The sequence below is a fragment of the Neptunicoccus sediminis genome (genome assembly GCF_001719615.1).
GTDB lineage: Bacteria > Pseudomonadota > Alphaproteobacteria > Rhodobacterales > Rhodobacteraceae > Amylibacter > Amylibacter sediminis.
The window spans coordinates 129792-154195 of the sequence record NZ_MDVX01000003.1; the positions used below are offsets into that span (position 1 = coordinate 129792).

28 protein-coding genes and 1 other RNA gene are annotated in these 24404 nt (G+C 56.9%); 11 read left to right on the forward strand and 18 right to left on the reverse strand.

The genetic code is table 11. The features are described 5' to 3' along the window. Window positions 1-8: 8 nt before the first annotated feature. Window positions 9-308: a DUF7742 family protein gene (locus tag BFV97_RS07065; protein WP_069299646.1), complete on the forward strand. Its 300-nt coding sequence runs from the start codon at window positions 9-11 to the stop codon at window positions 306-308. A gap of 118 nt (window positions 309-426) precedes the next feature. Beyond that, window positions 427-1233 carry a serine O-acetyltransferase gene (gene cysE, locus BFV97_RS07070; protein ID WP_069299913.1) on the forward strand — a complete coding sequence of 269 codons (807 nt, stop codon included), beginning with the start codon at window positions 427-429 and terminating at the stop codon, window positions 1231-1233. 63 nt (window positions 1234-1296) lie between these two features. On the opposite strand, the gene BFV97_RS07075 is transcribed toward cysE, so the two are convergent. Continuing rightward, window positions 1297-1848 carry a peptidoglycan-binding domain-containing protein gene (locus BFV97_RS07075; RefSeq protein WP_069299647.1) on the reverse strand — a complete coding sequence of 184 codons (552 nt, stop codon included), beginning with the start codon at window positions 1846-1848 and terminating at the stop codon, window positions 1297-1299. 61 nt (window positions 1849-1909) lie between these two features. After that, window positions 1910-2290: an OB-fold nucleic acid binding domain-containing protein gene (locus tag BFV97_RS07080; protein WP_069299914.1), complete on the reverse strand. Its 381-nt coding sequence runs from the start codon at window positions 2288-2290 to the stop codon at window positions 1910-1912. Window positions 2291-2421: 131 nt separating this feature from the next. Between BFV97_RS07080 and BFV97_RS07085 the strand changes: the two genes are divergently transcribed. Both BFV97_RS07085 and BFV97_RS07090 read left to right on the forward strand, forming a co-directional pair. Beyond that, entirely contained in the window at window positions 2422-2745 is a 324-nt protein-coding gene (locus tag BFV97_RS07085) for a 2Fe-2S iron-sulfur cluster-binding protein (protein WP_069299648.1), read from the forward strand. Window positions 2746-2752: 7 nt separating this feature from the next. Continuing rightward, entirely contained in the window at window positions 2753-3508 is a 756-nt protein-coding gene (locus BFV97_RS07090) for an FG-GAP repeat domain-containing protein (protein WP_245667645.1), read from the forward strand. On the opposite strand, the gene BFV97_RS07095 is transcribed toward BFV97_RS07090, so the two are convergent. The 4 genes from BFV97_RS07095 to ilvC form a co-directional block, all read right to left on the reverse strand. Continuing rightward, window positions 3505-4419, reverse strand: a complete 915-nt coding sequence (locus tag BFV97_RS07095; RefSeq protein WP_069299649.1) for a DMT family transporter — start codon at window positions 4417-4419, stop codon at window positions 3505-3507. The genes BFV97_RS07090 and BFV97_RS07095 overlap by 4 nt on opposite strands. A 156-nt stretch (window positions 4420-4575) precedes the next feature. Next, a complete protein-coding gene (locus BFV97_RS07100; RefSeq protein ID WP_069299650.1) occupies window positions 4576-5463 on the reverse strand; it encodes a LysR family transcriptional regulator in 888 nt (295 codons plus the stop codon). Between the two features lie 232 nt (window positions 5464-5695). Then, window positions 5696-6613, reverse strand: coding sequence for a DMT family transporter (locus BFV97_RS07105; RefSeq protein WP_069299651.1), 918 nt, complete (start codon window positions 6611-6613; stop codon window positions 5696-5698). A gap of 105 nt (window positions 6614-6718) precedes the next feature. Beyond that, complete coding sequence (gene ilvC / locus BFV97_RS07110) at window positions 6719-7741, reverse strand: ketol-acid reductoisomerase (protein ID WP_069299652.1); 1023 nt, start codon at window positions 7739-7741, stop codon at window positions 6719-6721. Between the two features lie 129 nt (window positions 7742-7870). On the opposite strand from ilvC, the gene BFV97_RS07115 reads away from it, so the two are divergent. Together BFV97_RS07115 and BFV97_RS07120 are read left to right on the forward strand one after the other, a co-directional pair. Then, complete coding sequence (locus tag BFV97_RS07115) at window positions 7871-8332, forward strand: Lrp/AsnC family transcriptional regulator (RefSeq protein WP_069299653.1); 462 nt, start codon at window positions 7871-7873, stop codon at window positions 8330-8332. Beyond that, complete coding sequence (locus tag BFV97_RS07120) at window positions 8329-8784, forward strand: Lrp/AsnC family transcriptional regulator (protein WP_069299654.1); 456 nt, start codon at window positions 8329-8331, stop codon at window positions 8782-8784. The genes BFV97_RS07115 and BFV97_RS07120 overlap by 4 nt, the downstream gene beginning before the upstream one ends. Here BFV97_RS07120 and BFV97_RS07125 read toward each other — a convergent pair. After that, a complete protein-coding gene (locus BFV97_RS07125; protein ID WP_069299916.1) occupies window positions 8781-9020 on the reverse strand; it encodes a sulfurtransferase TusA family protein in 240 nt (79 codons plus the stop codon). The two genes, BFV97_RS07120 and BFV97_RS07125, sit on opposite strands and share 4 nt — an antisense overlap. Before the next feature lie 92 nt (window positions 9021-9112). Between BFV97_RS07125 and BFV97_RS07130 the strand changes: the two genes are divergently transcribed. The 3 genes from BFV97_RS07130 to BFV97_RS07140 all read left to right on the forward strand — a co-directional run bounded on the left by BFV97_RS07130 (window position 9113) and on the right by BFV97_RS07140 (window position 12562). Next, on the forward strand, window positions 9113-9865 hold the full coding sequence (locus tag BFV97_RS07130; protein WP_069299655.1) for a cytochrome c biogenesis CcdA family protein: 753 nt from the start codon (window positions 9113-9115) through the stop codon (window positions 9863-9865). 76 nt (window positions 9866-9941) lie between these two features. Then, window positions 9942-11162, forward strand: coding sequence for a hypothetical protein (locus BFV97_RS07135; RefSeq protein ID WP_069299656.1), 1221 nt, complete (start codon window positions 9942-9944; stop codon window positions 11160-11162). Then, window positions 11159-12562, forward strand: a complete 1404-nt coding sequence (locus BFV97_RS07140) for a cytochrome P450 (protein WP_069299657.1) — start codon at window positions 11159-11161, stop codon at window positions 12560-12562. Before BFV97_RS07135 ends, BFV97_RS07140 begins: the two co-directional genes overlap by 4 nt. Here BFV97_RS07140 and BFV97_RS07145 read toward each other — a convergent pair. The 5 genes from BFV97_RS07145 to fumC form a co-directional block, all read right to left on the reverse strand. Further along, on the reverse strand, window positions 12510-12743 hold the full coding sequence (locus BFV97_RS07145; RefSeq protein WP_069299658.1) for a ribbon-helix-helix domain-containing protein: 234 nt from the start codon (window positions 12741-12743) through the stop codon (window positions 12510-12512). The two genes, BFV97_RS07140 and BFV97_RS07145, sit on opposite strands and share 53 nt — an antisense overlap. Beyond that, a complete protein-coding gene (locus tag BFV97_RS07150; RefSeq protein ID WP_069299659.1) occupies window positions 12743-13699 on the reverse strand; it encodes a Hint domain-containing protein in 957 nt (318 codons plus the stop codon). The genes BFV97_RS07145 and BFV97_RS07150 overlap by 1 nt, the downstream gene beginning before the upstream one ends. A gap of 179 nt (window positions 13700-13878) precedes the next feature. Beyond that, on the reverse strand, window positions 13879-14943 hold the full coding sequence (locus tag BFV97_RS07155) for a Hint domain-containing protein (protein ID WP_069299660.1): 1065 nt from the start codon (window positions 14941-14943) through the stop codon (window positions 13879-13881). A gap of 278 nt (window positions 14944-15221) precedes the next feature. Continuing rightward, entirely contained in the window at window positions 15222-15473 is a 252-nt protein-coding gene (locus BFV97_RS07160; RefSeq protein WP_069299661.1) for a hypothetical protein, read from the reverse strand. 158 nt (window positions 15474-15631) lie between these two features. Further along, window positions 15632-17023 (reverse strand): class II fumarate hydratase, encoded by a 1392-nt coding sequence (gene fumC, locus BFV97_RS07165; RefSeq protein WP_069299662.1) that lies wholly within the window; start codon window positions 17021-17023, stop codon window positions 15632-15634. Between the two features lie 87 nt (window positions 17024-17110). Between fumC and BFV97_RS07170 the strand changes: the two genes are divergently transcribed. Continuing rightward, complete coding sequence (locus BFV97_RS07170) at window positions 17111-18760, forward strand: tetratricopeptide repeat protein (protein ID WP_069299663.1); 1650 nt, start codon at window positions 17111-17113, stop codon at window positions 18758-18760. A gap of 49 nt (window positions 18761-18809) precedes the next feature. On the opposite strand, the gene BFV97_RS07175 is transcribed toward BFV97_RS07170, so the two are convergent. The 3 genes from BFV97_RS07175 to BFV97_RS07185 all read right to left on the reverse strand — a co-directional run bounded on the left by BFV97_RS07175 (window position 18810) and on the right by BFV97_RS07185 (window position 20212). Further along, a complete protein-coding gene (locus BFV97_RS07175) occupies window positions 18810-19301 on the reverse strand; it encodes an SspB family protein (RefSeq protein WP_069299664.1) in 492 nt (163 codons plus the stop codon). A gap of 155 nt (window positions 19302-19456) precedes the next feature. Then, window positions 19457-19809, reverse strand: a transfer-messenger RNA (tmRNA) gene (gene ssrA, locus BFV97_RS07180). Between the two features lie 7 nt (window positions 19810-19816). After that, complete coding sequence (locus BFV97_RS07185; RefSeq protein ID WP_083225551.1) at window positions 19817-20212, reverse strand: winged helix-turn-helix domain-containing protein; 396 nt, start codon at window positions 20210-20212, stop codon at window positions 19817-19819. A gap of 93 nt (window positions 20213-20305) precedes the next feature. On the opposite strand from BFV97_RS07185, the gene BFV97_RS07190 reads away from it, so the two are divergent. Beyond that, window positions 20306-21136, forward strand: a complete 831-nt coding sequence (locus tag BFV97_RS07190) for a substrate-binding domain-containing protein (RefSeq protein ID WP_108721651.1) — start codon at window positions 20306-20308, stop codon at window positions 21134-21136. 46 nt (window positions 21137-21182) lie between these two features. Here the strand turns inward: BFV97_RS07190 and BFV97_RS07195 are convergent, their stop codons facing one another. The 3 genes from BFV97_RS07195 to BFV97_RS07205 form a co-directional block, all read right to left on the reverse strand. Next, on the reverse strand, window positions 21183-21884 hold the full coding sequence (locus tag BFV97_RS07195; protein ID WP_245667647.1) for a DUF1194 domain-containing protein: 702 nt from the start codon (window positions 21882-21884) through the stop codon (window positions 21183-21185). Between the two features lie 65 nt (window positions 21885-21949). Next, the gene (locus BFV97_RS07200; protein WP_069299665.1) at window positions 21950-23329 is read right to left on the reverse strand and encodes a surface lipoprotein assembly modifier; all 1380 of its coding nucleotides are present in this window, start codon (window positions 23327-23329) and stop codon (window positions 21950-21952) included. Window positions 23330-23350: 21 nt separating this feature from the next. Continuing rightward, the gene (locus tag BFV97_RS07205; RefSeq protein ID WP_069299666.1) at window positions 23351-24199 is read right to left on the reverse strand and encodes a HupA family protein; all 849 of its coding nucleotides are present in this window, start codon (window positions 24197-24199) and stop codon (window positions 23351-23353) included. Between the last annotated feature and the right edge of the window lie 205 nt (window positions 24200-24404).

Genomic DNA, 24404 nt, shown 5'->3' on the forward strand with positions numbered 1-24404 from the left:
GCACGTCCATGCGGGCTGTTTTACATCAGGATATTGTCGCGCTGGCCTGTTGTTTGCTGGTGTTGCCAGCGTCAGAGCAGGGTCGGGCGGCGCGGCGCTTGGTGGCTTTGACCGCGCGCGCGGACTGCTATCGCACGCGGGAGGGCCGTGTCCATCCGCTTTACGGGAACGGCACCTTGTCCTCCTGCTGCCAGTCGGTGCCCAAAGCGGCAGAGCGGCGGCTTGATGATCCGGATTACGGGGCATGTTTGATCCGCGCTTTGGAGGCGGTTCTGGCGTTCCGCGCTGGAACTGCCGCCAGTGGTTAGGGGGGCAGGGTGGTTAAAACACCCGATATTGTGATGGAGGTCATCACAAATCCAAAATTGTATTTCATGGAATTGTCGCGTAGGTCTAAGGCAACAAGCTATGACGCGAGATCACAAAATGACACAGAATGCCCCAAAAGTCGCGGAACTGGACCCGGTTTGGTCCCGTATCCGCACCGATGCAGCGCAAATGGTCGAGGAAGAGCCCATCCTCGGCGGTCTTGTCCATTCCGGTGTGTTGCACCACAACTCCCTTGAAAAAGTGCTCAGCTATCGCATGGCGTTGAAGATTTCTTCTGACGAAATGCCAACGCAGATCCTGCGAGAGCTGATTGACGAAGCCTATGCCAGCGACCCCAGCCTTGGCGCTGCAGCGCGGGCCGATCTGACTGCGGTGTTTGAGCGTGACCCCGCCTGTCACCGTCTGATCCAGCCGATCCTGTTCTTCAAAGGGTTTCAGGCGGTTCAGGTTTATCGCGTGGCCCATTGGTTGTGGACGAACAACCGGCAGGGGATGGCGCAGTTTTTTCAGATGCGTTCTTCCGAGGTGTTCGGTGTGGATATTCACCCCGGCGCGGTTGTGGGGCGCGGGATTATGATCGACCACGCCCATTCGATTGTTATCGGGGAAACTGCTGTGGTGGGGGATAATGTTTCCATGCTGCATTCCGTGACCCTTGGCGGCACGGGGAAGGCAGATGGCGACCGGCATCCCAAGATTGAGAACGGGGTGCTGATTGGCGCCGGGGCCAAAGTGCTAGGCAACATCCGTATCGGTTATTGCAGTCGGATTGCGGCAGGCTCTGTGGTTCTGCAAGAGATACCGCCCTGCAAGACTGTTGCCGGTGTTCCGGCCAAGATTGTCGGTGAGGCCGGTTGTTCCCAGCCTTCGCAATCTATGGATCAATTGCTGAATTATCAGTAGAGCTTTGCCGCGTAAGCCTTTGACAAGTAATATTGTTTAGGCGCTACCGTAATGCGGTGGCGCCTATTGTTTCAACTTGTCAAAATCACTGTGTGACACCAGCCCGAATTCTTCGGCAGTGGCCTTGGCGACGATCGGAGAGTCGAGATCCAGTTTGCGCTGGTATAATTTGACCGCGATTTTGGTCTCCTCGTCCATCCAGCCTGTCAAAGCGCCGGAATAAAATCCCCGCGCTTGCAGGGCACGCTGCAGGCTTTGCACAAAATCTTCCGTGTATTTATGAGGGCAGACCGCCGGAAACCATTGCTCGTTCCGTGGGGTTACAATCCGCTGCATGGTCATGGTTTTGAAGGTGGCCTTGCGAATGACCGTGGTTTCGCCGGTTTCCAGATCGACCGCCAGACGCGCTGGTTTCAGCGGAATTTTTTCGGTTATCGTTTCAATTACTGCTGGTGTGAACTCATGTCCGAAACAATCGGTTGGTCCGGCGTTTTCGGGGAGTTTGGCATGATCAGGATGGGTCAGTCGGGACACGATCTGCCCCGCATGTGCACTGGTTCCACAGGTCAGCAAAGCCAGTGTGGCCAGAGAAAGGATTTGCCTGTGACGTGTCATCTGCGGTCCGTTTTTTGTTGGAAATTAGACAGGCCGACCAATAAAACAAGCGTTTTGTGCGTTAGGCTCCGTTTTCGGCGGGTTTTGTTGCGATAGGGTTATCGGGGCCGGTCAGCCGGTCGAGCAGGCCCGAAATATCTTCGATATGTTGGGCGATTACATGCACCACCTGTCCGTCCCGCTGGATTTTGCCGGTCACGCGCAACAGCCGGCCTGCAACAACCGCCCGGCGGAACCGTTGGTAAATATTCTGCCAGACGATCACATTGCAAATTCCCGTTTCATCTTCGAGGGTTATGAAAATAACCCCCTTCGCTGTGCCCGGTCGCTGCCGCACCAGAACCAGCCCTGCTACACAGATTAACGCCCCTTGGGGTGGGTCTCCCAGACGGGCGTGGGGCAGGGCATGGGGGGGACGGGGCCAGTGTAGGGAATCTCGCATGTGAACAAAGATAGAACATTTCGCCGCAACACGCAATAAACCTGACTGTTTTCGTGAAAAGCTCTGGCCCTCGGTTCCTGCACTGATACAAAAGGCGGCGACAGACTCTGACCAGCCAAGGGACCGATAGCATGGCCAAGATCACATATATTGAACACAACGGGACGAAGCACGAAGTTGACGTGGCAAACGGCCTGACCGTCATGGAGGGCGCACGCGATAACAATATTCCGGGCATCGAGGCGGATTGCGGCGGGGCCTGCGCCTGTTCAACCTGTCACGTTTACGTGGACGGCGCCTGGACAGACAAGCTGCCGCCCAAGGATGCGATGGAAGAAGACATGCTCGATTTCGCTTGGGAACCGGATGCGGAACGCTCTCGTTTGACGTGCCAGTTGAAGGTGACGGACGATCTGGACGGACTGGTTGTCCAGATGCCGGAAAAACAGATTTGACACGGATTTGAACCTGCGCTCAACATTTATTGGACTGGCCGTTCTCTTGGGCGGCCTTCCGGTATTCGGGCAGGATCAAAGCCCACCGGCAGAACGATACTGCCAAAGCGGGGGCGCAGAGTGTTTCGCAGGAACCTCGGCCCGCTATATCAACCCGACCTCCCGCTACCCCCACGGGGTGCTTGGTGATGATTTGGAATGGGGCAGCCTGTTGGTGCAGGCAGATGATCCGCAGAACAGCTATAAAATCGCGCTGCAATCTGAGGTTTTTGAAGACACCGTCCCGCGCCTTGCCGATTTTGACGGCGACGGCATTCCGGAGGTTGTTGTCGTCCAGTCCCATCCGCAAAAAGGCGCAAAGCTTGCGATTTACGGATCAGAGGGCAAGCGGGCTGCGACGCCTTACATCGGCACACGCTTTCGCTGGCTCGCCCCCGCAGGCATTGCGGATTTTGACGGGGACGGAACGCTCGACGTGGCCTATGTCGATCGCCCGCATCTCGTTAAAACACTGCGGATTTTTAGCTATCGGGCAGGCGACCTACAAGAAATCGCGCGCATCTCCGACGTGACCAATCACAGCATTGGTGAAACGGAGATCGACGGTGGATTACGCTTTTGTGGTGCGCGCCCCGAAATGATCCTCGCGGATGCAGGCCGGACCTCGGTCGTGGTGGTTTCTTTTGTGGATGGCAATTTTCAACGCAAAACGCTCGGCCCTTATTCACCCGAAGCGATCAAAACCGCCCTAACGCGCTGCTAGACGATCCGCCGGAACCGAACCTGACTGATCGCAAGTCCAAGCAGAATCAGCGCCAGCGCCCAGATAAACCGACCGGGCAGGGTTTCACCCAGCAGCAACACGCCAAACACAACCGCCCAGACCGGCACCTGATAATTCACCATAGACAGAAAGCTCGGACCCGCGGAGTTAATCACCGTGACCAGCATGATCGTGGCCAGCGCGGTCGGGAACAGACCCAAGTAGATCACCCCCCAAATCGCTTCGGTGGCGGGGGCATCCGGAACACCCTCTATGAAAAGCGCCAAAGGCACCATCAAACTGCTTGCCAACAATAGCGCACCGGCTGCAAACCCCATATTGGACACTGGCGGGCACAGGCGCGTGATGATAGAGCCGATAGCATAGCAACAAGCCGCACCAACACAGGCCAGCCGTGCCAGCCCCTCCAGATCATGGCCCGACAGATCCAGTGCATCAACGCCGATCAGCACAACTGTGCCGGCAAAACCGATACAAAATCCGATGATTTTACGCAGGTTGGTCTGCTCGCCCGGCACCAGAAAAAAGGCCAGCGGCAATACCAGCAAAGGCACAACCGCCATCGTAATCCCCGCAAAGCCCGAGGTTACATGCAACTGGCCCCAACTGAGCAGCGTAAAGGGAATGGCGTTGGAAAACAGCGCCATACCAAGACAGTGCAACCAGATACGCTTGCCGTTCGGACCCGACCAGTCCGGCAATCGCCGCCCCAGCGCATAGATCATCACCGTCAACGCCACCGCGCCAAGTGCGATCCGGATGGCGGCAACGGTGAAGGGGCCAAACCCCGTCAGCGCGTATTTAGAACCCATGAATGACGCGCCCCAGATCATACCAAGAAGCAGCAACAGGCTCCAGTTCAACAGGCCGCGGGTGTTTGGGGCAGTCATGGTGTATTCCTTATTTGAAAACCATCCATAACGCCCCTTTTCAAGCGGTGCACCCGTTTTCCGCCCCGCGCTCTGTCCGCTTCAATGTTCCCGAAATACTCATCCCCAACGCCGCACCTAAACAATCCGCAGCAGCATAATTCCCCACGCTCACTCCTAACGGGACAACCGCTCTGACAGGAAATCAACAAACACCCTGATTTTCGGCGCAAGGTTCCGTTTCTCGGCGTAGATCACCGCTACATCCGCATGGGGTTGCACGTAGTCAGGCAAGACGCGCACCAGCCGTCCTGTCTGTAGATCCTTATCCACGATGAAGGTGGACAGACGCGACACCCCCAAACCGTTGAGCGTTCCGCGGTAGATCACATCGGCGGAATTGCCAAAGAAATTCCCTGTCACCTCAATCTTTTCCGGCCCGTCCGGTCCGATCATCTCCCATGTATTGCGCCGCCGGATTTTGGTAACTTGCAAACAGTTGTGCCGGGCCAGCTGCTCCAGCGTTTCCGGCATCCCGTATTTTTCAAGATAATCCGGTGCGGCGCAAATCACCCTCTCATTTGTAAAGATCCGCCGCGCGATTACGTTGGGATTGTCCATCTGTTCGGCAAAGCGCACCGCAGCATCAAGGTCTTCGGCCTCAATATCCGCACTCCGGTCGGACAGTTCCAGCTGCAGCGATACTTCGGGGTAAAGGTCCAGAAACTCCGGCATCAGGGGGATTAGACGGGCTTTGCCAAAAGCGACCGAACTAATGACTTTCAACAGGCCGCGGGGTTGGCCTTCTGCCTCATCGACTTCCTCGGTGGCATCCCGCACCAAAGCTGCAATTTCTGCACATTTCGCGTAAAAGTCCCGCCCTGTATCCGTCAGCAGAATGCCGTCCTTTGTGCGGTGCAGCAACCGTGTGTGCATCCGGTCTTCCAGCTGGCTGATCTGTTTGCTAACCGAAGAGGGCGTCCGCCCGAGACTGCGTGCGGCGCCTGAAAAGCTGCCGCTATCAACAACTTTCGCAAAAACGACCATTAATCCTGCGGTATCCATGTATTTTAACCTGTTTCCAAAATGGCAAAGCCGTTGTGCCGATAAATAATGTTGTTTCGTGGAAAGTCCCGCGGTATTACTGCATTGCAGCAAAGATTACTGCGCTGCAGCATAAAGATCAGGCACCGCCACAGGCATCGCCTCGTAAGAATGCAGATTACAAACCCGTCTACCTCCTCCCGGATGGTGTTTGTACCAAATGGCCCTCCCGTACCCTCCTCCCGCGGGAGGGCTATTTCCTTAACAAAGACATCAACGCGCGGCTTTGGCTGATGGCGATTCCCCCCAGAACCAGCCCCATCCCCCAAAGCATCGAGCGGGTCAAATCCTCCCCGAGCAGAAGTGCACCGAGCACCACCGACCAGACCGGCACCATGTAGCTGCTCAGGCTCATGAAAACCGATCCGGCGGATGTGATGATACGTACCCGTAGAATTGCTCCCACAGCGGTCGGGATCAGCGCGGCATAGAGCAGGGCATATCCCGCAGGGCGGTCCAGACTGGCAGGGGGGCCTTCAATCACCAAGGCAATGGGAACCAACACAACCGTTCCAACCCAAAGTGTTGCGGCGGCCAGTGCAAGTTGCGGCATATGTGGACTGCGCCGCATGATAATGGACCCGACAGCATAGCTCGCCGCGGTACCGATACAGGCGATCTGACCCCATTGTTCCAGATCCCGTCCGCTGGAGGACAGCGCATCCGGCCCGAGCAGCACAGCCAGCCCGATAAAACCGACAAGGAAGCCCGCAATCTGTCTCGGGCCGATATGTTCCTCTTTGGAGAAAACCGCCGCCAGCGGCAGGATCAGCAAGGGCACAGCCCCCATAGAAATTCCCGCGAAAGCAGAGGGCACATGCTGTTGTCCAAAAGCCAGCAGCGCCATTCCTGTAGCAACCGAGGTCAGCCCGAAGGCGCAGACAAACAGCCAGCTTCGCACGCCTTTTATCTGGTGCAGCCCCTGACCCATCATCCCGCCCAACACCGTAATCGCCAGCGCCGCTATCCCCACACGCCCCGCAGCCACCCACCAGGGACCAAACCCGTCCAGCGCCAGTTTCGTAGCCAGAAACGCACCGCCCCAGATAGCGCCAAGGGCGATGATGGACAGCCAGTTCACCAGACCGGGATTTTGCGGGGAAGGGGTCATCTGCTCTCTTACAATGTCTCGGGTAAACTATGGCAAAGCCAAAAGGCAGAAAGGGCACCGCGTGCGATGCCCTTTCCCAAAATTCCAAACACGTTGATCCCATGTTTAGTTTTTGGCTTTATCAACCATCTTACCAGCAGAAATCCAAGGCATCATGCCGCGCAGGGTTTCGCCCACTTTTTCGATCTGGTGTTCGTCGTTGATGCGACGTGTCGCTTTGAAGGACGGTTGACCAACAGCGTTTTCCAGCATGAAGTCGCGTACGAACTTGCCTGTCTGGATGTCTGTCAGAACGTCTTTCATGCGCTGCTTTGTTTCAGCGTATGGCAGGATGCGCGGGCCGGAAACATACTCGCCATACTCCGCAGTGTTGGAGATGGAGTAGTTCATGTTGGCGATACCGCCTTCATAGATCAGGTCAACGATCAGCTTGGTTTCGTGCAGACACTCGAAATAGGCCATTTCAGGCTCGTATCCGGCTTCCACCAGTGTTTCAAAGCCCATGCGGATCAGTTCAACGATGCCGCCGCACAGAACAGCCTGTTCACCGAAGAGGTCGGTTTCACATTCTTCGCGGAAGTTGGTTTCGATGATGCCGGAACGGCCGCCACCGATGGCGGAACAGTAGGACAGGCCGATTTCCAGCGCCTTGCCGGATGCGTTCTGGTCCACAGCCACCAGACAGGGAACACCGCCGCCTTTGGTGAATTCGCCGCGGACAGTGTGGCCCGGACCTTTTGGCGCCATCATGATCACGTCAACACCGGGTTTTGGCTCGATCAGGCCGAAGTGTACGTTCAGACCGTGTGCAAAAGCAATCGCTGCGCCGTCTTTAAGGTTGTCGTGAACGTATTTTTTGTAAGTGTCGGCCTGCAGTTCATCGGGCATTGTGAACATGATCAGGTCACACCAGGCCGCAGCTTCGGCAATGCCCATAACCTTCAGGCCTTCGCCTTCGGCTTTCGCAGCAGAGGCAGAGCCTTCGCGCAGCGCAACAACAACATTCTTCGCACCGGAATCCCGCAGGTTCAGCGCGTGGGCGTGACCTTGGGAGCCATAGCCCAGAATAGCGACTTTCATGTCCTTGATCAGGTTGATGTCGCAATCGCGATCATAATATACACGCATGATTTTCTCCTTAAACTGCGGTTCTGGGTGCAGAATAGGGATAATGGCGCAAAACGGGGTTCGATTTTGCGGAATAAAAGGCAATTTGGGTAATTGTTATTCTCCAATACTGCCAGTATTGAATTACTCATGCACAATATTGACGATACCGACAGAAAGCTGCTTCGCCTGATGCAGCATGACCCCGCCGCAAGCACGGCGCAACTGGCAGAACAGGCCGGATTGACCACGGCCTCCTGCTGGCGACGAATAGAGCGGCTTGAAACGGCGGGCGTTATTCTTGGCTGCGACATCCGCATTGACCCCAAGGCGCTAGGCTATGAGGTTGAGGTTTCCTTGCGGATCACGCTCGACAAAACCCAAAGCAACGCCTTTGATGCCTTTATTGCCCAAGCCCGCAAAATCCCCGAAGTGAATGAAATCCAAACCTTTTTGGGTCGTGTTGATGTGCGATTAAACGTGCTGGCGCGGGATATGGCACATTATCAGGATATTTACCGCACGCATCTTCTGGCCTTGCCCCATATCGCAGATATTGAGGCGCTGATGCTGATCTCCAATCTCAAAAACTCGGATATTCTGCCGCTATGATGGATCTGGATGATACCGATCGCGCCATTTTGCGCACCCTGCAAAAAGACGGCTCGCTCAACGCGGCAGCCGTGGCCAAGCGGGTCGGCCTGTCCCAACCCGCCTGCTGGCGCCGGATTCGCAAGCTGGAGGACAGCGGCGTCATCACAGGCCGCAGCATCCGTCTGAATCAAGAGGCGCTGGGATTCGGCGTCACCGTCTTTCTGGGCATCAAACTCGCCACACGGGGCCGTGTGAGCGTGGAGGATTTTGAAAGGGCCGTCACCGCCATTCCCGAGGTGCAGGTGGTGCAGCATGTTCTGGGGCTCTATGATTACCGGCTAAAGGTGGTTGCCCGTGACATTGCGGATTTTGAACGGGTGCTGCGCCGCCGCATTATGACCCTGCCGGGTGCCGGGGCGGTGGATTCCAATGTCTTGCTAAGCGAGGAAACCAGCCCGCTGCTGCTTTAGGCTTTGGCGATCAGATAAATCTGCACCGTGCCGTTCGCATCCGTTTCTTCTTGACTGTCAATCAGCCTATGTCCCTGTTCGGCACAGAAATGGGGCATGTCGATCACAGCCGCGGGATCATCCGCCCGCACCTTCAGGACTTGCCCTGATTGCAGCGCCAGCAGACGTTTACGCGCCTTCAGGACAGGCAGGGGACAGAGCAATCCGGTTGCATCGAGTTCGGCATCAAAGGTCATAACCGCCAGATAATCCGCTTTGTTGCAAAAGTCCACGCAAGCGTGATCAAATGGTGGATGACGCAAGCGTACCGTTCGCGTAGAGCAGGGGTATGTTTGGTATTGATGTCATAGACGCAGCCCTGCTGCCCTCGCTTCTGGTTGCTCTGCTGGCCGGTGTGATTTCGTTTCTCAGCCCCTGCGTTTTGCCGATTGTACCGCCCTACATCGCCTATATGGGCGGCATTTCCATGGCGGATATGACCGAAGGCACCAAATCACGCCGCCCCGTCATCACCGCCGCAATTTTCTTTGCGCTTGGCCTGTCTACCGTCTTTATCTTCCTTGGCTTCACGTCCTCGCTGCTCGGGCAGATGTTTTTGCAGAACCAGCGCGCCTTTGGCATGATCGCCGGTGCGGTTATCATCCTGTTCGGCCTGCATTTCGTCGGGTTGATCCGCCTGCCGTTCCTCTACCGTGAGGCACGAATTGATGCAGGCGATCAGGGCGGCAGCGCCTTTGGTGCCTATATCCTTGGCCTTGCCTTTGCCTTTGGCTGGACCCCTTGCATCGGCCCGATCCTCGGTGCGATCCTGTCGGTGGCCGCGCAAGACGGTTCTATCGCGCGGGGCACCACGCTGATGGCCTTTTATGCGCTTGGTCTTGGCTTGCCGTTCATCCTCGCCGCCATTTACATCAACCGCGCTGTTGTGATCATGAACCGGTTCAAACGCCATATGGCTTTGATCGAAAAGATCATGGGCGCCCTGTTGATCGGTGTCGGTTTGATGTTGGTGTTCGACCTGTTTTCGGTCTTTTCCTACTGGCTGCTGGAAACTTTCCCGGCCTTGGCCCTTGTCGGATAAATGCCTTATTATTGCTGAATTTTCCCGCTATAGTGGGTGAAATTTCGTCGTGATCTAGCAGTATCAGGTTTTCAAAATGCCCGAAGAGGCACAGCACAGCGTCCGGACACGCCAGTTATTCTACATCCCCGGCTACGATCCCGTACCGCCCCGCCGCTATCGAGAGCTTTACCGCAAGGAAAGCGCAGAGCAGGCGGCGATTTCCGGCTATTCCCTAACCATGCAGCCCAAATCCAAGGGCGTGAGGAATTTCGGCTGGGGGATCAGCGCAGACATTGACGGGCAGAAAACGGACACACAGGCGGAAATCCTGTTCTGGGCGGATATTGTGCAGGACTCGATGGATCAGAATATTCCCCGAACATATCTGTTGCTGCTGTCAACCGCGTGGGAATATATCGGCTCCGGTGCCTTGTTTGGTCTTATGAAACTGCGGATCGGTCCCGTTCTGGCCGCGCTGTACCCTGTGGCGATGCTATTGTTGCAACTGCTGCTGGCGCTGGCGCTGGGGGGCGCGGCCTTTTACTTGTCGGCACTTTATCTGCACTGGGGAGTTGGTGTGGTGCTCGGCGCGGCGGTCCTATGTGCTGTTCTGGTCTGGTTCAAACGCAAAGATGCGAAGCTGTTCGCCTATTACCTGATGCACGATTACGGCTACTCCGCCCGCTACAAAGGGGAAAACCCGCCAGAGCTGGAGGCGCGGATGGCCGAATTTGCCGACCGGATTGCACAGGCCGTGCGCTCTGATGTGGATGAAGTCCTTGTGGTGGGTCATTCCTCCGGTGCGCATCTTGCGGTCAGTATCCTTGCGGATTTGCTGCGTCAGGGCAGGGTGCCTGCCAATGGCCCGCGCCTTGGTTTGCTGACTTTGGGACAGGTGATCCCGATGGTCAGTTTCCTGCGCAATGCATCGCGGTTGCGGGCCGATCTGAATTACCTCTGCCAGCAAAACCGCCTGTCATGGGTGGATGTCTCTGCGCCGGGCGACGGCGCGACGTTTGCGCTCTGCGATCCGGTGGCCGTGTCGGGTGTAGCCCCTGAAACCGGCCAATTGCACCCTTTGGTCCTGTCAGCTGCCTTCACGCAAACCCTGTCCGAGGCTAAGCGCAAAGAGCTTCACCGCCGCTTTTTTCGCCTTCATTTCCAGTATCTTTGCGCTTTCGATCAGCCCAAAGATTACGACTATTTCAAAATCACCGCAGGGCCGCAGTTCTTGGGGGATCGTTTTGCCCATCGCAGCCATTCACCGTCACGGATCACCCGTGCCGTGAACCCCCACACCAGCCAGTCCGCATGACAGATTACACCCCTCCGAAGCCCGCATCGCGGCCTGAAAAAGTCTCGCTCTGGCAGCATATCCAACTGTTCCGGAAAGATATTTTCGCGAGCCAACCTGAAAGGCTCTACCGTGCGTGGATGGCAGAATTTCGCATGCCTTTCTTTCGCAGCTACTTCGTGAACCAGCCGGAGCTGGTCAAAACCGTGCTGAACGAGCGTCCCGACGATTTCCCCAAATCCGAGATCATTCGCGGTGCGCTTTATTCGCTGCTGGGGGACGGGGTTTTTGTCTCAAACGGAGAGACATGGAAACACCAACGCCGCATTATTGACCCCGCCTTTGAGGGCGGACGGTTGCGCGATGTTTTCCCTTCGATGCGCGATGCCGGTGCGGACGCGGTGGCGCGACTGACACCGTTGGCCGATGGGACGCCCTTGGAAATAGAAGAACAAACCTCGCAACTGGCGGCCGATGTGATTTTCCGCACCCTGTTTTCCATCCCGATCACCGATGATGACGCCAGCAGCGTGTTTGAGAATTTCCGCAACTACCAGCGCACCCAGCCCCTGATGAATGTGGCGAGCTTTTTCAAAATGCCCCGCTGGATGCCCGCCTTCCAGCGCAGCAGCACCAAGGAAACCAGCGCAAAAATCCGCGCTCTGTTAACCAAGCTCACTGATGAGCGCACAGCCGCGATTGCCGCCGGTACCGCACCCGAGGATCTCGCCACCAAGATCATGACCACCGCCGATCCCCTGACGGGCGAGAAATTCAGCGGCGCGGAAATGGTGGATCAGGTGGCGATTTTCTTTCTTGCAGGGCATGAAACCTCTGCCTCGGCGCTGGCATGGACGCTTTACCTGCTGGCAATGGACGCGGATGCCCAAGAACGCGTCGCAGCCGAGGCCAAAGCCGCCAGTGCAGAGGGTGATATTACCTTTAAGAACCTGTCGAAAATGCCATTCACCCGCAACGTCTTTCGCGAAGCGCTGCGGCTTTATCCCCCTGTGCCGATGATGGTGCGCGAGAACCTGCGATCAGAGACCTTTCGCAAGCGCCGCATCAAAGTTGGCAGCCAGATCGTCATCTCTCCGTGGCATCTGGGCCGGCACCAGCGGTTCTGGGACAAACCGGATGTGTTCGATCCGGACCGCTGGAACAGGCCGGAAACCAAAACCCCAGCGAGAGAGGCCTATATCCCGTTTTCATCGGGACCGCGTGTCTGTACCGGCGCGGGGTTTGCTATGGTCGAAGGGGTGTTACTGCTGGCGATGCTGGTCAAATCTTTCCGGTTTTCGCCTGTCGCGGGCAAAATTCCCGTGCCTGCCGCCCATCTGACAGTGCGCGCGCAGGACGGCATTCACCTCAGTCTGACGCGCCGTGATCCCGATACCAGCGAAACACAAACAGGCGTATAGCCGAGGCCAGACCGCAGTCTATCCCCCTTTCCGCATCGATCCGCGCCGCCAGCGCGTTGAGCGCGACACCTTCCGCCTGTGCTATGGCGCGAAACCCGTCCCAAAATTCCTGCTCCAGCGAAACGCTGGTGCGGTGGCCTTTCAATGACAGGGAGTGTTTGCGCGGGCGGTCATACTCCATCAGGCTGCCAGTATCTGTTTCAGCTTGGGCGGCAGCAAGGGCCGTGCGCAAGGACCATAGCACAGCGGATGATCCGCAAGGTCTGGCAGGATCGAAAACACCTCCGCGCGATCTTCCGGCGTCAGTGACATCAACCCGTTGGGGCAGGGGTAAAAGCTCTCTGTGGGGATGCCATCAGCGAAAATCACCTGATGTTCGTCAAACAGCAGATGAATGTAACGGGTATCTGTGGGGGCAGGGTCCAGCAGGATGGTGCTTCCGTTCAGCAGAACTGACGCGGGCGCGAAAATGCCTCCGTTGCCAAAAGCCTTGGTGATTTCCGGTGTTTCCAGCACGATCCGGTGCTTCTGTGAAACCCGGATGTCGTTTGAGGGAAGTCCGGGGCCGAAACTGTCGCGCCGGATGATGACGGGGCGCAGGTGATCCGCCATATCAATGCGGGAACGGGACACTTCGCGCGACCCGATCCAGCGGATGGGTTGCAGCCCGTTATCGACCGTATGCACCAGATCCCCGATGCGCAGATCCTCTACCGGCAAATCACCAAACGCCGTCAGGATCCGGCAGTCTTGGGTGAAACACACCAGACCATCCGCGTCAAAAATTGCTGTTTCGCGGCTTTGGGAAATCCTGCAAATCGCCTCGCCCCGCGCCACATGGCCTTTGGTCAGGACGATACGGGACGGGCTGCGCTGACCGTCCTCGCGCCGGAGTCGGGCAAATTCTACCTGCCGCTGATCGCGCCGGTCGGGATTAACGGTGCCGACCCAGACCGACTGGGCATCCGGCCCGCAAATCCGGTAGTCCACACCCTCTATCTGGCAGCGCGCCAAAGGCGTCACAGCGTTCAGAAACGTGTCCTGTGCAACCGCCAGTTCTGCGGTGCCCGTTGAAAGGATCGTGCAATCAGGGTCTGCGTCGGGGCGACCGAGCGTTTCGTAAAACGTGATGTTCACATCACACCTGTTTGTTCGGGATGCCGTCCCCGCCTCGTCGCGGGGACGTTATCGCCTGCCTCATGTCTGTCCAGCTTTTGCCGGATCGTTTTATGAACCCATACTGCGTCATCACGGGATGGTGTTCAATTCTGTAGACCGTTGATCGCGTCTGTTTCCATCAAATTGAGTCTTTCTGGTCACATAGCGAAGCGGTTGGAGTCGTTCAGTAATTTCCCTACCGAAGTTAGATTGCTGCCCTTGCTACGGCGCAGAAAAGCACGGGTTTCCTGCACCTTCAGACTAAGCCGCGCAGTGGGGCCGTAATCGTCAGGTGTGGTCTCCAGCTCGGGAAAAATTTCAAAAAGTTCGGTGCGGGCTTCATCGTCGATCGTATCCATCGCGTGATGGCCGGGGTGGAAACTTTCGCTGGGCGTTCCATTGGCGAAGATCACCTCGTGACGGTCAAACAGGATATGGATGTAATCGGTTTCGCGCATCCCGTAATCCACAGTGATAGAGCTGTCATTCAACAGTCCCTTGGCGGGCAGCAGCATTTCGCTCTCTCCGAAATCCAAAGTTGCCCGTTCAGAGCGCACAAGCATCCGGTGTTGCGGTGAGACCCAAAGATCCCGTGTCGGCTGTCCGGGCCCGAAGGCATCCTTGCGGATACGCACAGGGCGCAGTTCAGGATAGGCCTGCAGCCGTGCGCCGCTCATCCGTTTGCGCCCGATCCAGCGGATCGCCTGCAAACCGTTGTCGGCGGTAATCACCAGATCACCTACATGCAAATCCTGCACCGCAACCTGTCCGCGCGGGGTGGTGATCATGGCATCCGGCGTAAAACAAATGATCGAAGGTATGGAGTTATAGGGAACATTGCTGTTGCCGGTTTCCAACTCGATGTCGCGCAGCCGCATTCTCGGGCTGAATTCAGGGCCGGAAAGCTGGACGATCCGGTCAACCCTGTCATCCACACCATCCCTTTCGGCAGTGAGATAGGCAAAGGTTACGGTCTCTTGCGATCCTTGAATGCGCACTGTGGCCGAGAAAATTTCAACCTTATCGCCTGTGGAGGTGTAGTCGGGCCAGGCAGAAGAATAGAAATCTTCGCCGTCGATGGAGAATTGCACCCCGGTGTCATCTGCACCGGATTCCAGAAAGCCGTCGTTATCTTCGATATAGGCACGTCCGCTGGACCCCAGACGGAGATTATTGCTGTTTAACGGATCACCGTTAACCTCAAAAAAGGTAAAATATGCCAATTTACCTGCCCGATACCCTTGGGCAGATAGACTCCCACCTTATGCTGGTGATGTTATCCGCTGCCCGCCTCTTCACCTTTTGTTTCTCTGACGGAAACTTAGGTTGTTAAAGAAACGGTAAATCACCCCGGGCGGTCACACAAGAACTAAACCTTCAACGTCCCTTAAACATTGTCGGATTTGGCATAAAAGACACTGACTTAAGGTAAATGTAGCGGTTCGCGCGGTCCGTTTCCACCAAGGGTAGTGAATTCGGATAGGCCCACGCGACCGTCGGTTTAACCGGCGGTGGCGCTTTGGTAGGCCATCGCCCGATGCCTGTGGGCTGCGCGATAGGCGAAAGCGGCGCTTTTTGTGGCGAATTCATCCCGCAACACGCCGGTGCCCAGCCAGTCCGCGTCTCTTGTGGTGGAAGCGGTTTGGCGGGGGGCTGGTGTGGACGGATCCCGCGCGCAGGTATTTTCGCACGGATGATTTTTCTGCTCTTTCCGGCCTGCGATTTTTGTTGCGAAACTATAAGGAAATTTCATCGGTCCACCCCGTGTATCTGTTCTCATCAAATTGGTCTTAGCAACGTTTTGCTGTGGATTCCGTTAATACGCAAATTCATAGTATTTCGGTTTTTATTAAAAGAGCCGCCACTGCACGGGGCAGGGCGGCTCTGGGTGTCAAGCTATAGGAAAGGCGCTTATTTGGGGCCGATCATATCCGCAGGCTGTACCACTTCGTCAAAGCGTTCGGCGGTCACAAAGCCCAGCTTCACAGCCTCTTCCTTCAAAGTGGTGCGGTTTTTGTGGGCGGTCTTGGCAACGGTGGTCGCATTGTCATACCCGATTTCCGGCGCCAGCGCTGTGACCAGCATCAGGCTTTCCCACATCAGGTTCGAAATCCGCTCTTCGTCGGCTTCGATCCCGTCAACACAGTTGTCGGTGAAGGCCACAGCCGCGTCACCCAAAAGTTGCATGGATTGCAAGACGTTATAGGCCATCATCGGTTTGTAGACGTTCAGTTCAAAGTGGCCTTGGGAACCGGCAAAACCGACGGCGGCGTCATTCCCGAAGACGTGGGCGCACACTTGTGTCAGCGCTTCGCACTGGGTGGGGTTCACCTTGCCGGGCATGATGCTCGAACCCGGCTCGTTCTCGGGCAGCATCAGTTCGCCCAGACCACAGCGCGGCCCAGAGCCGAGCAAGCGGATGTCGTTGGCGATCTTGAACAGGGATGCCGCAACCACCTTCAGCGCACCGGACATTTCCACATGGGCGTCATGGGCGGCGAGCGCCTCAAATTTGTTCGGGGCGGTGACAAACGGTAGACCGGTGATCTCGGCCATATTCTTGGCAACCATTTCGCCCCAGCCTTTGGGGGTGTTCAGGCCGGTGCCGACAGCGGTGCCGCCTTGGGCCAGCGGATAGATGTTTTCCAGCGCGTGTTTCACCCGTTTGATGCCCTGTTCCACCTGATAGGCGTAACCACCAAATTCCTGACCGAGTGTCAGCGGGGTTGCATCCTGCGTGTGGGTGCGGCCGATCTTGATGATGTCCTTGAAGGCCTCGGATTTCGCCACCAGCGCGGCGTGCAGTTTTTCCAGACCGGGGATCAGCACGTCATGGGCTGTCATCGCGGCGGAAATGTGCATCGCTGTCGGGAAAGTATCGTTGGACGACTGCCCCATGTTGCAGTGGTCGTTGGGGTGGACGGGGGTTTTGCTGCCCAGTTCCCCGCCGAGCATTTCAATCGCACGGTTGGACACAACCTCGTTTGCATTCATGTTGGACTGGGTGCCGGACCCTGTCTGCCAGACCACCAGCGGAAAGTGATCGTCAAGCTTGCCTTCCACCACTTCACCGGCAGCTGCAATCATCGCATCGGCCAGTTCTGCCGGAATCTTGCCCAACTCCTTGTTCGCCTGCGCACAGGCTTTCTTGATCACGCCAAGGGCACGAACCACGGCAACCGGTTGTTTTTCCCAACCAATCGGGAAGTTTTTCAGGCTGCGCTGGGTTTGCGCACCCCAGTATTTGTCGGAAGGAACTTCCAACGGGCCAAAACTGTCGGTTTCTGTGCGGGTGTCGCTCATGATGCGCTCCTGTGTGAAAAAACTCGCTTCCATATACTGGGCGGGATGGACCTTGCCAACGTCCAAAAGTCATTCCACTGTGGCGCAATGGACAGCTATTTTGATCTCGGCGCCCACAGCCGCGCCATCACCACCCCGTCAGAACAGGCCCAACGCTGGTTTGATCGCGGGCTGAACTGGACCTTCGGGTTCAACCACAACGAGGCCATCGCCTGTTTTCAGAGGGCGCTGGAGGCTGATCCCGCCTGTGTCATGGCCCATTGGGGCATCTGCTATGCGATCGGGCCGAATTACAATTACACATGGCCGGATTTTCCCTACCGCGAAAAGCAAAAGGCGGTCACAATGTTCCAACAGCACTACGCCGCGGCCCTTGCAGGGGTAGAGCAGGCCAGCCCGCAGGAACAGGCGCTGATACGGGCGTTGGCTGCGCGAAATATCGAACAGGCCGAAATTGAGGATTTCCAACCCTATACAGAGGCTTACGCACAGGAAATGCGGGCTGTGTATCAACAGCATCCAACGGATCTGGATATTTGCGCCCTGACCGCAGAGGCCTTGATGGGGCGCACGCCGTGGATGCTCTGGGATTTGCAGTCGGGCACCCCCGCCGAACAGGCCAGCACGGCAGAGGCCATGACCCTGATGGAAACCGCCTTTGCCAATGATCCCGCGGCGATGCGGCACCCCGGTTTGCTGCATATGTATATTCATCTCATGGAGATGTCGCCGCACCCCGAACGGGCGCTAAAGGCGGGGGATGCGCTGACCGTACTGGTGCCCGACGCGGGACATTTGCAACATATGGCAACCCATATTGACGTGCTCTGCGGGGAATACAGTAACGTCGTAGCACGTAACAAACGGGCGTGGCAGGCGGATCAGAAGTATCTGGCGGAACATGGTCCGTTTACGTTTTACACCACCTATGTGTGCCACAACCTGCATTTCCAGCTTTACGGGGCCATGTTTCTCGGCCAGATCGGCCCTGCGTTGGAGGCGGCGGACCATTTGGAAAACCTGCTGACACCCGAGGTCATCGAACCTGTGGCGGACTGGAAGGAAAGCTACTTTCCCATGCGATTGCACGCACTGATCCGCTTTGGCCAGTGGGACGCGATCAAAGCCTATACCCCACCCGCAGACACTGAACTTTATGCTTATACACATGCGGTTTCGGCCTATGCCAAAGCGGTGGCCTGTGCAGCCAGCGGCGATGTGGCGGGCGCTGAACAGCACCGCGCGACGTTTTATCCGGCCAAAGCCGCCGTGCCGGAAACGCGATTGCTGTTTAACAACCTGTGTTCGGATCTTCTGAATATCGGCGCAGAAATGTTGGAAGGGGAGCTGGCCTACCGCAAAGGTGACTATGATACCGCCTTTGCCCATCTGCGCCGCTCGGTCGAGCTGGATGACACTTTGCCTTATGCGGAGCCTTGGGGCTGGATGCAGCCCAGCCGTCATGCGCTCGGGGCATTGTTGCTGGAACAGGGAAGGGTCGAAGAAGCCGAAGCCGTCTATCGCGCTGATCTGGGACTGGACGGAAAACTCGCCCGCGCCTGTCAGAACCCCGATAACGTCTGGGCGCTGCACGGGTTGCACGAATGTCTGATGAAAACCGGACAAATGGCCGAGGCACATCTTATCAAACAGCGGCTCGACATCGCCAATGCCCGCGCAGACCGCCCGATCCGCGCCTCCTGTTTCTGTCGGCTGGAACATGAACCGCCCGCATGAAAAAGGGGGCGTATAGCCCCCTTCTAAAATCGTTCCTAAAACACGCGGATCAGTGTTTGCGAAAGCTGTCCAGAGACACGATTTCCGCGTCACCCTTTGGCTGCTCCTCCGCGTCGTCCTCGTCCTCCTCGATCACGATCATCGGGCTTTCCGGCACATCATCGAAATCGTCGTCGTAGTCATCTTCGTGGGTTTCAAAACGCAGGCCGAATTCCACCGACGGGTCCACAAAAGTGCGGATCGCGTCGAAGGGAATGACGAGAGGCTCCGGCTGGTCCCCGAAATTCAGCGTCACGGCAAAGCGGTCATCGCTCACCACAAGATTGTCAAACCAGTGCTGCATCACAACGGTCATGTCCTCGGGGTAGCGTTCCCGCAGCCAGTCCGCGATGTCGACACCGGGATGGTTTGTGTCAAATGTGATGAAGAAATGATGTTCCCCGGGGAGATGCCCCGCTTTTGAAATGTCGATCAACAGCTCTCGCATCAGGCCCCGCATGGCGCGGTGCATTAATTGGCCGTATGGAATGGTATCTGTCATGTGGTCTGCCAAGCGGTTGTCAGGGTCTTTTCCTTACAATAGCTGGTTCAGCCACTATGGAAAGTGCAACTTGGCAAAGAATTGCGCCTGTGCATGAAAAAACTCTGCGATTGCCGCAGGAGAGAACACATGAGGTGTAACCGAGCTGGAATGAAAGTGCAGGCTTCTGTTGCCAGGTGCCTGCGGACCCCGCCTAGGCTGCAAAGCCTAGGACTAAGTTTTCAGTATTCCGCACTGCTTAAGCAGCGAGGGCAACTGGAGCTCTGTTGTCATTTGCAACTAGCTTAATCGTACCGATAACGGTGGTAACTCACCGAGTAAAAGCTAACATCTTTAGACGTCCGTCGATCCTGTTTCGACCCCATACCCCCTGCAAAGACAGGTGTTTTGGTGGAGTCGCCGGGTACCGCCCCCGGGTCCGATCCGTTTATTACATGCGCGTTTATCACCATAGTCCCGCAAGCGGAACATGACTGATATAGGGCCAGCCTGCGGGTGTTTCAAGAGGTTTCGGGCTAACTGTCTGGCAGAGGGTCCTGATTCTGGTGCGCTTCGAGCCAGTCCAGAAACCCTGCGGCACTCTGCTCAAGCGCCTGCTCAAAGGCGCGGTGCCGTTCCACCAGTGCCAGCCCCAGCGGGGTGAGCCTGCTTCCGGCCCGATTGCCGCCCCGTTCGGTGATCAGAAGCGGTGCGTCAAACATGCGCTGGGTTGTTTCCAGCAGGAACAGCGCACGTCGATACCCAAGCCCCATGTCCTTGGCGGCAGCGCTGATCGAGCCTGTTTCTGAAATGCGGCGCAGCAGTTCGATCTTACCCGCCCCGATCATGTCGTTGCGCACCAGAACTTTGGCTCTGAGTTGCGGCGTCTGGGCAATGCGCTCTGCGCGGCGGTTGTTTTTCTTTATGCTCATCTGTCTTCGGGCTTGCGTGTGGTCAGGGCAGGGGCTACCGATAAGACCAATGTGCCAAACTTAGCACATTAGATTCTTTAGCGGAGGCACCCCATGCGTATGTTCAAATTTCTCGGTAGTTTTGCGGCCTTTGCCCTTGCTGGCAACCTCGTTCTGGCCGATCCGGAGCGGGTTTTGGTACAATCTACCACTTCGACGGAAAATTCGGGGCTATACGCCTATCTGCTGCCACTGTTTGAAGCGGAAACCGGATTGCGGGTGGATGTTGTGTCTGTGGGAACCGGACAGGCGATCAACAACGCACGCAACGGCGATGCGGATGTGCTGCTGGTCCATGCCAAAGCCGCAGAGGAGGCTTTTGTGGCTGACGGTTACGGGGTGAAGCGGTTTGATCTGATGTATAACGATTTTGTTCTGGTCGGGCCGAAGTCCGACCCTGACGGGCTGCGCGCGGCTGAAACCCTGCCCGAACTGCTAGGGACAATTGCCGATAGCGGTACGCCATTCTTTTCACGGGGCGATGACAGCGGCACGCATAAGAAAGAGCGCAGCCTTTGGGACGGCGCAGGTGTAGATGTGGAAACGGCAGCGGGACAATGGTATCGAGAGACCGGCACGGGCATGGGGGCGACCCTGCGCATTGCGGTGGAGTCCGAAGGGTATACCCTGACAGACCGGGCCACATGGATTGCCTTTGCCGGAAAGGACGCCCATGAAATCCTCTATGCGGGAGACCCGGCCTTGTTCAATCAATACGGCATCATCGCCGTCAACCCCGAACGCCATCCCCATGTGAACGCTCAAGGGGCGCAGATGTTCCTGAGCTGGATGCTTTCAGAAGAAGGCCAGTCGCTGATAGCGGCCTACACGCGGGACGGGCAGCAGTTGTTTTTCCCGAACGCTGCAAAACCGGAAACGCATTGATACCGGAAGGCGGATTTAGAGTATTTGAAGAACATTGAAGGCGGATTTATCCGTCTTCTTTTGTTTGTGATCCCCGCGCGAGTTGCTTTGTGACCTCACGGATCAGCTTGCGGCGGATTTTTTCAGGATAATCGGAAAAGCCAAAGGCAGGCATCACGAAGCTGTTTGGGCCTGCAATGACATTTTTGCGGTAATATTCCGTAAGCTGGGCGGTCTCTCCTTCAATAGACAACCCGTTGATAACATAGCCCGCAGCGGCGAGGATTTCCTTGATCTCTTCCGGCGGTGCCCCTTCATTGGAGGTGCCATCACCGGAGACATCAATGACACGACGGGCGCAATCCGACACCGGCGCAAAGTGGTTTGCGGTAAAGATCAGCGCCTCTCCGATGCCGGTTGAATAATTGCGCCACTGGCGGGGGACGGTTTCAACCGCGCGGGCCAAAGCTTCGACATCCTGCGGCCTACCCAACCGTTGCCAGTCCACCACAACAGTTTGCCGCGAACTGCCGGACCACAGAACCACCATCACGGCAGCTTCCTCTGCAAGCAGGGCATCTGCCACCAGCCCGTCCCGCAGGGCAGCCGCGATCCCGCCCATTTGCAGATCATATTCCCGATCATCCACCGAACCGGAGACATCCACCGCCAGAGCCAGCGCAATGCCGCAGGCCTGTACGCTCGGCGCGACCAGACAGGACATGGCTGCCAGCGTCAGTCTGTGCAGGTGGTGGCGGGCAGTTTCCATCAGCGCCCCTTTTCAGCTATGGGGCCAGTCTAGCCTGCATTCCGTCTCGCGGCAAATTCCAAGGGTCAGAAGGTGGATTTGAAACCGATGTTCATCCGCAGGTCCTTTGTGGAATAGATCGGAACGGTGGAGTTTGTTCTGCTTGCGCTCAGGTTCAAAGTGGGGGCAAATCCGTAATAATTTACCGCCGGAAACAACAGCGAGACCGCAGCGCGGGCGCGTTCGTCCACCCGCTGGACGCCACCGATGTTCAGGCGCGGGTAATCTGTGCGCTCTGCCGAAAGGGAGAAGGTCGGCACCACGTCCACCGGCAGGGGCGGCGGAGAGTAGCTGAGCTGAGCGCCTGCCACACGGCTTTCTACCAGATTGGAGCGCGAGGATGTGTCGCGCAGATAAAGCCCGTATCCAACACGGGCGCGGTTTTTGAACCGGTGCTGCATATCAAGGGTGAAACTGGCGATATTGGCCGAAGAAATGGCCGCATCAAGCCGGTTTTGCCGTTCCAGCTCTAGCGTGCCGCGCAGCCTTGCGGTTTTGGAGAGGTGGTAATCCTGAGCGGCACCGACCCGCAGGAAATTGGACAAAGGGCTGCCTCCGTACCAGCTTCGCCCGAGGGCAAGGTCAAAGCGTGTCGCGCCAAATCCCGGGGATTCGCCGCTGTCGGGGTAAAGCGTTACGCCGGCCTGAACCTCTACCGCGGCATAGGCGAAATCCGAGCCGGTCTTGCCGGAACCGAGCGCCTTGGACTCGCTTGAGAGTTTGTACGTGGTGCCCGTCGCGCTAAATCCGAGCCGCAGCAGCGTCCTGTCATTCAGCGCCTTATTGTAACGCGTGGAGATTCCGAGCCGGAAGCCTGTGCCTGAATGGGGTTGGCCGGAGGCTGGCACGCGGAAGGGCAAACCGCCGATCACCAGCGCATCATTGGTGGATCCGTTGTTGATGTTGGACGACGGAAACACCGAGAAAGACAGGGCCGTGGACAGAAGTTTGCTGCGGCGTACCACGTTGAAATCCCGCTGCGCCATCCGGCGCGCCTGCGCATCCGGTGCATTTTGCGCAGCCCGCCGCAGCCAGAATTGCGCCCGCAGTTTGGCCCCGTCGGCAAAATAGGTTTTAGCAACCAGATGGGCGGCGTTGAACCTGTGCTCGGGCGTTTCTGCCGCAGACCACGCCTTTAGCGCCGCAGCTTTCGCTGCTTTGGTTTGTCGCAACTGGCGCAATGCTTCGCCGCGCAGCAGGCTGGCCTCATAGCTGTCAGGATCGCGGGTGTGCAGCGCCTCCGCGATTTGCAGGGCAATATGGGGGCGGTCCTGCTGAAGGGACCGCCACGCAAAGGCGCGGGCCTCTTGCGGAGACATGGACAGGGGGGCGGCAAAACCGACAGAAACGGCCAACCCGAGGCTGACCGTTCCAAGTGTCACAAGTCTGGTAAGTAAACGCCGCATCCCCCGCGCGGTCCTTTACGATTATCGTTCGACGGCTGTGAAAACGCCCAATTCACGGGTGGCGTCCCGTTCAAGGATTAGATAGCCCGCTGTTTCATCCGCGTTATCGCCGCCAAGGATACCCGAATAGGTTCCTTCGGAGGTAACATCATCATTTGTTTGGGATACCGAACCGTTGAAGACGCCAGAACTGCGGTCGATCGCTGTATTGGCCAGCGTAATATCTGTTCCCGCGCCCACACCCAGTTCATCTTCGGTCACGCGGCGTTTGGTGATTCTGCCGCGAATTGTGTCATCTGAGAAATCGGCTTCCAGTTCTGCATCGCCAACAATAACGTCCATGCCGCCGGATTCTTCACTGGTCCGTGTGCCAAGGTATTCACCTTCGTAAAAAGCCCGCTGGTTTTCGGTTGGCAGGGTGGTGGTGCCAGTGCGTGTGTAAGCTGCGCCGCTGTAACCGTGATCTTTGTATTCGCCGCTATTCACCACAATTACAGAAACTGCGCCGCTGTCCGTTTCTCGGGTGTAAGCGGTGTAATCGTCAAAGCCGCGTTTGCTGGAGTAAGCTCGGTAGGCGCTTTCATCACGGCTGGCGGTGCGGTCAAGACGGCTTTCGAAAACTTCATCGTCGAACGGAATCTTTTCGACAATGATCTGGTCTGCGTCGCTGTCATATTCCAGACGGGTTGCCTGATTGTCGCCCTCCAGCAGGATATGGGCTGGTCCGGTATCAATGACAACTTCTTCTTCGGTGCCACCATCGGTGCCGCCGGTTGTGTCGCCTGTTTCATCGGACGCGCTGTCAGTTGAGCCACCACATGCGGATAAGAACACAGCCACGGACGCTGCTGCTGCCAATGAGAATCTCATTTTCAATTCCTGCTTTTTTTTGTTTTTTAACTGCCTCGTTGTCCCCACTAACCGGAAAGCTGCGGATTCTGTCAATCTTTTCAAACTCTCGGGTGGTGAACCTGTTGCAAAACTATCGCGGGCTGTGACTTTGGAATTTTCCGCAGTTTCCGCCACATATCGAGTTTATTGAACGCAGACTTCTAGATATAGTGGCCAGCGAGTC

Coding starts and splice junctions, on each gene's coding strand:
- BFV97_RS07085 (WP_069299648.1), top strand. CDS start 2,422: ATGGCCAAGATCACATATATTGAACACAACGGGACGAAGCACGAAGTT.
- BFV97_RS07080 (WP_069299914.1), bottom strand. CDS start 2,290: ATGCGAGATTCCCTACACTGGCCCCGTCCCCCCCATGCCCTGCCCCAC.
- BFV97_RS07175 (WP_069299664.1), bottom strand. CDS start 19,301: ATGACAGATACCATTCCATACGGCCAATTAATGCACCGCGCCATGCGG.
- BFV97_RS07120 (WP_069299654.1), top strand. CDS start 8,329: ATGATGGATCTGGATGATACCGATCGCGCCATTTTGCGCACCCTGCAA.
- BFV97_RS07205 (WP_069299666.1), bottom strand. CDS start 24,199: ATGAGATTCTCATTGGCAGCAGCAGCGTCCGTGGCTGTGTTCTTATCC.
- BFV97_RS07170 (WP_069299663.1), top strand. CDS start 17,111: ATGGACAGCTATTTTGATCTCGGCGCCCACAGCCGCGCCATCACCACC.
- BFV97_RS07095 (WP_069299649.1), bottom strand. CDS start 4,419: ATGACTGCCCCAAACACCCGCGGCCTGTTGAACTGGAGCCTGTTGCTG.
- BFV97_RS07190 (WP_108721651.1), top strand. CDS start 20,306: ATGCGTATGTTCAAATTTCTCGGTAGTTTTGCGGCCTTTGCCCTTGCT.
- BFV97_RS07140 (WP_069299657.1), top strand. CDS start 11,159: ATGACAGATTACACCCCTCCGAAGCCCGCATCGCGGCCTGAAAAAGTC.
- BFV97_RS07065 (WP_069299646.1), top strand. CDS start 9: ATGCGGGCTGTTTTACATCAGGATATTGTCGCGCTGGCCTGTTGTTTG.
- BFV97_RS07115 (WP_069299653.1), top strand. CDS start 7,871: ATGCACAATATTGACGATACCGACAGAAAGCTGCTTCGCCTGATGCAG.
- BFV97_RS07100 (WP_069299650.1), bottom strand. CDS start 5,463: ATGGATACCGCAGGATTAATGGTCGTTTTTGCGAAAGTTGTTGATAGC.
- BFV97_RS07200 (WP_069299665.1), bottom strand. CDS start 23,329: ATGCGGCGTTTACTTACCAGACTTGTGACACTTGGAACGGTCAGCCTC.
- BFV97_RS07125 (WP_069299916.1), bottom strand. CDS start 9,020: ATGACCTTTGATGCCGAACTCGATGCAACCGGATTGCTCTGTCCCCTG.
- BFV97_RS07105 (WP_069299651.1), bottom strand. CDS start 6,613: ATGACCCCTTCCCCGCAAAATCCCGGTCTGGTGAACTGGCTGTCCATC.
- BFV97_RS07145 (WP_069299658.1), bottom strand. CDS start 12,743: ATGGAGTATGACCGCCCGCGCAAACACTCCCTGTCATTGAAAGGCCAC.
- BFV97_RS07195 (WP_245667647.1), bottom strand. CDS start 21,884: ATGGAAACTGCCCGCCACCACCTGCACAGACTGACGCTGGCAGCCATG.
- cysE (WP_069299913.1), top strand. CDS start 427: ATGACACAGAATGCCCCAAAAGTCGCGGAACTGGACCCGGTTTGGTCC.
- fumC (WP_069299662.1), bottom strand. CDS start 17,023: ATGAGCGACACCCGCACAGAAACCGACAGTTTTGGCCCGTTGGAAGTT.
- BFV97_RS07130 (WP_069299655.1), top strand. CDS start 9,113: ATGTTTGGTATTGATGTCATAGACGCAGCCCTGCTGCCCTCGCTTCTG.
- BFV97_RS07075 (WP_069299647.1), bottom strand. CDS start 1,848: ATGACACGTCACAGGCAAATCCTTTCTCTGGCCACACTGGCTTTGCTG.
- BFV97_RS07135 (WP_069299656.1), top strand. CDS start 9,942: ATGCCCGAAGAGGCACAGCACAGCGTCCGGACACGCCAGTTATTCTAC.
- ilvC (WP_069299652.1), bottom strand. CDS start 7,741: ATGCGTGTATATTATGATCGCGATTGCGACATCAACCTGATCAAGGAC.
- BFV97_RS07160 (WP_069299661.1), bottom strand. CDS start 15,473: ATGAAATTTCCTTATAGTTTCGCAACAAAAATCGCAGGCCGGAAAGAG.
- BFV97_RS07185 (WP_083225551.1), bottom strand. CDS start 20,212: ATGAGCATAAAGAAAAACAACCGCCGCGCAGAGCGCATTGCCCAGACG.